At 71.4% G+C, this 5,221-nt stretch carries 6 protein-coding genes and 1 pseudogene; 3 read left to right on the top strand and 4 right to left on the bottom strand.

The window, feature by feature from the left end; translation table 11 throughout:
* Both Q2100_RS29560 and Q2100_RS29565 read right to left on the bottom strand, forming a co-directional pair.
* Positions 1 to 288, bottom strand: a 288-nt coding sequence (locus Q2100_RS29560; RefSeq protein ID WP_302916883.1) for a hypothetical protein, incomplete at its 3' end; no start/stop codon positions are given.
* A 91-nt stretch (positions 289 to 379) separates the two neighbouring features.
* Complete coding sequence (locus Q2100_RS29565; RefSeq protein ID WP_302916884.1) at positions 380 to 1,108, bottom strand: SDR family oxidoreductase; 729 nt, start codon at positions 1,106 to 1,108, stop codon at positions 380 to 382.
* 84 nt (positions 1,109 to 1,192) lie between these two features.
* Between Q2100_RS29565 and Q2100_RS29570 the strand changes: the two genes are divergently transcribed.
* Positions 1,193 to 2,011: a helix-turn-helix domain-containing protein gene (locus tag Q2100_RS29570; protein ID WP_302916885.1), complete on the top strand. Its 819-nt coding sequence runs from the start codon at positions 1,193 to 1,195 to the stop codon at positions 2,009 to 2,011.
* A gap of 5 nt (positions 2,012 to 2,016) precedes the next feature.
* Here Q2100_RS29570 and Q2100_RS29575 read toward each other — a convergent pair whose 3' ends face one another.
* Both Q2100_RS29575 and Q2100_RS29580 read right to left on the bottom strand, forming a co-directional pair.
* Positions 2,017 to 2,742 (bottom strand): GntR family transcriptional regulator, encoded by a 726-nt coding sequence (locus tag Q2100_RS29575; protein ID WP_302916886.1) that lies wholly within the window; start codon positions 2,740 to 2,742, stop codon positions 2,017 to 2,019.
* Between the two features lie 4 nt (positions 2,743 to 2,746).
* Positions 2,747 to 3,892: an acyl-CoA dehydrogenase family protein gene (locus Q2100_RS29580; protein ID WP_407667716.1), complete on the bottom strand. Its 1,146-nt coding sequence runs from the start codon at positions 3,890 to 3,892 to the stop codon at positions 2,747 to 2,749.
* A gap of 51 nt (positions 3,893 to 3,943) precedes the next feature.
* On the opposite strand from Q2100_RS29580, the gene Q2100_RS29585 reads away from it, so the two are divergent.
* On the top strand, positions 3,944 to 4,948 hold the full coding sequence (locus tag Q2100_RS29585; protein ID WP_302916888.1) for a MaoC family dehydratase: 1,005 nt from the start codon (positions 3,944 to 3,946) through the stop codon (positions 4,946 to 4,948).
* A 19-nt stretch (positions 4,949 to 4,967) separates the two neighbouring features.
* Positions 4,968 to 5,221, top strand: a pseudogene (locus Q2100_RS29590) (CoA transferase); the annotation flags it as partial.

Below are 5,221 nucleotides of genomic sequence, written 5' to 3' on the forward strand. Positions count from 1 at the left end.
GTACGGCGGCTGCCCGCCCGGCGCCGGGTAGGGCTGCTGCGGGTGGGGCGGCGGATAGCCGGCGGGCGGTCCGTACCCGGGATAGCCGCCCGGAGGTGGCGGCGGGCTCGCGTAGGGTGCCTGGCCCGGCGTCCAGCCGTAGGGTGTATTCGGTTGCGGGGAACCAGATCTGCTTCTCTTGACGAGCCCGACGATCAGCAGCACCAGGCCGATGAGGGGGATCACGGCATAGCCGACCGTCTCGCCGACGTCGGTGGCATCGGCGAGCACCGAAATGTTGGACGTCACGCTGTTCCTCCGCACCCGTCTCGGCGCGCACCGTGCGCCCCCCGGCAAGCCTATGCCGGATGGCGCCGGCGCAGCGTCACCGCACCGCGGCTCAGCGCTGCCGCGCGGGCCGGATGATCAGCTCGTTGACATCGACGTCGGCGGGTTCGCCGATGGCATAGGAGATCGCGCGGGCGATGGCGTCGGGCGGGATTGAGTCGGCCCGGTATTCCTGCATCGCGCCCGCCGCCGTCGGGTCGGTGATCGACTCCGCGAGCTCGGATTCGACCACGCCCGGCGACACCGTCGTCACCCGGATCGACGGGTCGACCTCCAGCCGCAGACCCTCGGTGATGGCCCAGGCAGCGAACTTCGAGGCGCAGTACACCGCGCCGGTCGGCACCACCTCGTGCGCGCCGACGGACGCCACCGTGATGAAGTGGCCGCCGCCTTGGCGCTGGAAATGCGGGAGTGCGGCGGCGATGCCGTGCAGCAGTCCGCGGATGTTGACGTCGATCATCCGGTCCCACTCGTCGACGAGCAGTGCGTCCAGTCGGGACAGGGGCATCACGCCGGCGTTGTTGACGACGACGTCCACCCGGCCGTGTTCGGCCACCGCGGCGTCGACGAACGCCGCCACGTCCGCACGGTCGGTCACGTCGAGGCGGCGGACGTCGATGCTGCCGCCGTCCTGCTCGATGCGGCGCGCGAGGTCGGCGAGGCGGTCCTCGCGACGGGCGCCCGCGACGACGTGGTGGCCCTCCGCGGCCAGGCGTGCGGCGACGGCTTCACCGATGCCGCTGCTGGCGCCGGTGACGAGAATGATCTTCGAATCGGTCATGGGACCAGCATCGGCGGTGACGCCCCGCGCAGCCAGGGTGCAGTGCACCCTGCCTGATGCCGGCGGCGGATCTAGGGTGGAACGGTGGCCGAGTTCGGTGAATACCTCAAGGGCCGGCGGGCCGCGATCAGCCCGTCCGACGCGGGCCTGACCAGCAGCGGTGTCCGGCGGGTGCCGGGGCTGCGCCGCGAAGAGGTGGCGATGCTGGCGGGTGTCAGCGTCGACTACTACAGCCGCCTCGAACAGGGCAGGGAGCGCTCGCCGTCGGTGCAGGTGCTCGAGGCGCTCGGGGCGGCGCTCCGACTCGACGGCGACGGCCGCAGGCATCTGTTCCGGCTGGCCGGCCTCGCCCCGCGAGAGCAGCACACGCAGGTGGCCGACCGCGTCGACCCCGGGCTGCTTCGACTGATGGACGCCTGGCCGAACAACCCTGCGCTGGTGTACAACCGGGCCTACGACGTACTGGCGGTGAACGCGCTCGCCGAGGCCCTGTTCGGCGAGTTCGGTGCGGTGGGCAATCTGATGTGGCTGGTGTTCACCGATGCGCGGGCCCGCCACTTCTACGCCGACTGGCGTGCCGTCGCGGCCGACTCGGTGGCCGGGTTCCGGATGGGCTACGGCGCCGCCCCGGACGACCCGCACGCCCGGGCGGTGCTGACCGAACTGCTCGACGCCAGCGAGGCGTTCCGGACACTGTGGAGCAGGCAGGACGCTCGTCGGAAGTGTCTGGCGGTGAAGCGTTTCCGTCACCCGGAGGTCGGGCTGCTGACCTTGAGCATGCAGACGTTCGACGTGAGGTCCGCCCCGGGCCAGGAGCTCGTGGTCTACGACGCGGAGCCGGGCAGCCCGAGCGCCGACGGGCTGGCGCTGCTCGGCAGCATCGCCGCGAGCCGGTCCGTCTGAGATCACTACCCGGAGCGGCGCAGCGTCACGCGGTAGGTGTACTGCTCGGGCAGGAAGTGGCTGATCGCCAACTCCACCGGACGGCCCGAACTGTCCGAGTACAGCCGGTCGACGCGCAGCATCGGATGCCCGACGGTGCAGTTCACCGCGTCGGCCACCGCCGCGTCGGCCGCGGCGACGGTGATCGACTGCGCCGCTTCCACGATGGGTTCCCGCAGGTGCGGCTCGAGCAGCCCGATGACGGTGTGGGTGCCCGCCGATCCGGTCGCCAGCGCGTCGGCGCCGGTGACGGATGCAGCCACCGATTCGGGCAGGTGCACGGTGGTGGCGACGAACGGCACCCCGTCATGCAGGCGGCGGAACGCGACGGTGTGCACCACGTCGTGGTCGAGCCGCAGCCGGCTCGCGGCCGCCACGTCCACCCGGCGTGACAATCCGCTGAGCACCTCCATCGTGGTGTCCTGCGACAGGTTCATCAGGTCCTCGATGGAACCCAGCTGCCGCAGGTAGCGCCGCGCGGAGTCGCTGGCGTAGGTGCCGCGGCCGGGCACCCGGTACACGATCCCCTCGGCGACCAGGTCCTGGAACGCCCGCCGCACCGTCTGACGCGACAGGCCCTCGCGCGCAACCAGTTCGGACTCCGTGGGCAGCCGGACACCGTTGCGGTAGCGGCCGGCGGCGATCTCGTCGCGCAACCGGTCGCGCAGCAGCTGGTACGCCGGCGCGGTCAAGTCGTCAGATCCCGCCCCGCGCGACGAGCTGGCCGGCGATGACGTTGCGCTGGATCTCGTTGGTGCCCTCGCCGACGATCATCAGTGGCGCGTCACGGAAGTACCGTTCGACGTCGAACTCGGTGGAATAGCCGTAGCCGCCGTGGATCCGGACCGCGTCGAGTGCGATCTCCATCGCCACCTCGGAGGCGAACAGCTTGGCCATCCCGGCCTCCATGTCGCAGCGTTCGCCGCTGTCGTAGCGTTCGGCCGCGTACCGGGTGAGCTGGCGGGCGGCGGTCAGCTTGGTCGCCATGTCGGCCAGGTAGTTGCCGATGGACTGGTGCTTCCAGATCGGCTTGCCGAAGCTCTCGCGCTCCTGGGCGTAGCGCAGCGAGTCCTCGAGCGCCGCGGTCGCCACGCCAAGCGCCCGGGCCGCGACCTGGATGCGGCCGGTCTCCAGGCCCTTCATCATCTGCGCGAAGCCCTGCCCGGGCGTGCAACCCAGCACGGCCGACGCGGGCACCCGGCAGTCGGCGAAGGACAGCTCGCACGATTCGACGCCCTTGTAGCCGAGCTTGGGCAGATCGCGCGACACCGTGAGGCCGGAGGTGTCGCGTTCGACGAGCAGCACCGAGATGCCGCGATGACGCGGCTCGGCATTCGGATCGGTCTTGCACAGCAGGGCGATCAGGCCGGACCGGCGGGCGTTGCTGATCCAGGTCTTGGTGCCGTTGATCACCAGGTCGTCGCCGTCGCGCACGGCGGTGGTGGAGATGTTCTGCAGGTCGGAACCGCCGCCGGGTTCGGTCAGGGCCATCGTCGCGCGCGTCTCACCGGTGGCCATCGGCGGCAGGTAGGTGCGCTTCTGCTCCTCGGTGCCGAACAGCGCCAGCAGCTTGGCCACCACGGTGTGCCCACCCATCGCCCCCGCGAGGCTCATCCACCCGCGGGACAGCTCCTGGGTGACCTCGACGTAGCACGGCATGGACACCGGGGAGCCGCCGTACTCCTCGGCGATGGCGAGGCCGTAGATGCCGATCCGCTTCATCTGGTCGATCCACGCGCCCGGGTAGTCGTTGGCGTGCTCGGTGTCGCGGACCGCCGGCTTGACCTCCCGGTCGACGAACGCGCGCACGGTCTCGACGAGGAGCTTCTCTTCTTCGGTCATATGTACGGCCATATTGACACACCCATCAGCGCACTGCCAGCATGACGCCTTGTGACTTTGTCCGGCCAAATCCAGGGCGGCCCCTACTTCGACGACCTGCACGTCGGCGAGGTGTTCGACTCGGCGCCGTCGATGACGCTGACCCCCGGCACCGCCGCCGTGCACCACTCGATCATCGGCGACCGGCTGCGGCTGACGCTCGACGCCGAACTGGCCACCGCCGTCACCGGGGCGAGCGCGCCGATCGCCCACCCGGCCCTGGTCTGCGACGTGGCGATCGGACAGTCCACGCTGGCCACCCACCGGGTGAAGGCGAACCTGTTCTACCGCGGCCTGGTGTTCCACCGGTATCCCGTCATCGGCGACACCCTGTTCACCCGCACCGAGGTGGTGGGCCTGCGGCAGAACTCCGCACGGGAGGGCCGCGCGCCGACCGGCCTCGCGGCGTTGCGGATGACGACCGTCGATCAGCTCGGCCGCCTGGTGCTCGACTTCCACCGGTGCGCGATGCTGCCGCTGTCCGACGGCGCGGGCGACACCGGCCACGCCGACGACCTGTCGGCCGTCGGCGCCGAGGCGGCTCCCGCGCCGGATCCGACCGCGGCCTGGGACGCCGACGCCTTCCGCGCCCGGGTGCCCGGTGCCCGCTTCGACGCCGGGCTCGCCGGACAGGTGCTGCACGGCACCGCGGACGTGGTCAGCTGCGCCCCCGAGCTCGCCCGGCTGTCACTGAACATTGCTGCGATACATCATGATTCGCGGGTGAGTGGGCGACGCCTGGTGTACGGCGGGCACACCATCGGCCTGGCACTGGCGCAGGCGACGAGGGCACTGCCCGACCTGGTGACGGTCCTGGGCTGGGAGTCCTGCGACCACACCGGGCCGGTGCAGGAGGGCGACACGCTCTACAGCGAACTGCACGTCGAGGGCGCGATCCCGGCACCTGACGGCCGCGGCGGGGTCTACCGGCTGCGGTCGCTCGTGTACGCGGTGGAACCCGACGGCGGGGCGGACCGCCAGGTGCTGGACTGGCGCTTCACCGCCCTGCAGTTCTAGGCCGCGGGACAATGGGGGAGTGACTGCGCTCGCGATCCCGGCCGCGGTGCTCAACCGCGCCCGCGACACGGCGGCCGCCGTCTCGGCACTGCTCGGTGTCGCTGTGGACGCCGACGAACTGCTCACCGGCCGCGCGGCGCTGCTGGGTCTGAGCGCAGGCGGCCGGGTCTCCGCGGGCGGCGCGACCCGGCTCCTGGAGACGCGCGACGGCTGGTGCGCCCTCACGCTGTCCCGTGGCGACGACATCGACGCCGTGCCCGCCCTACTGGAAAC

The sequence above is a fragment of the Mycolicibacterium arseniciresistens genome, from assembly GCF_030519285.1.
Lineage (GTDB): Bacteria > Actinomycetota > Actinomycetes > Mycobacteriales > Mycobacteriaceae > Mycobacterium > Mycobacterium arseniciresistens.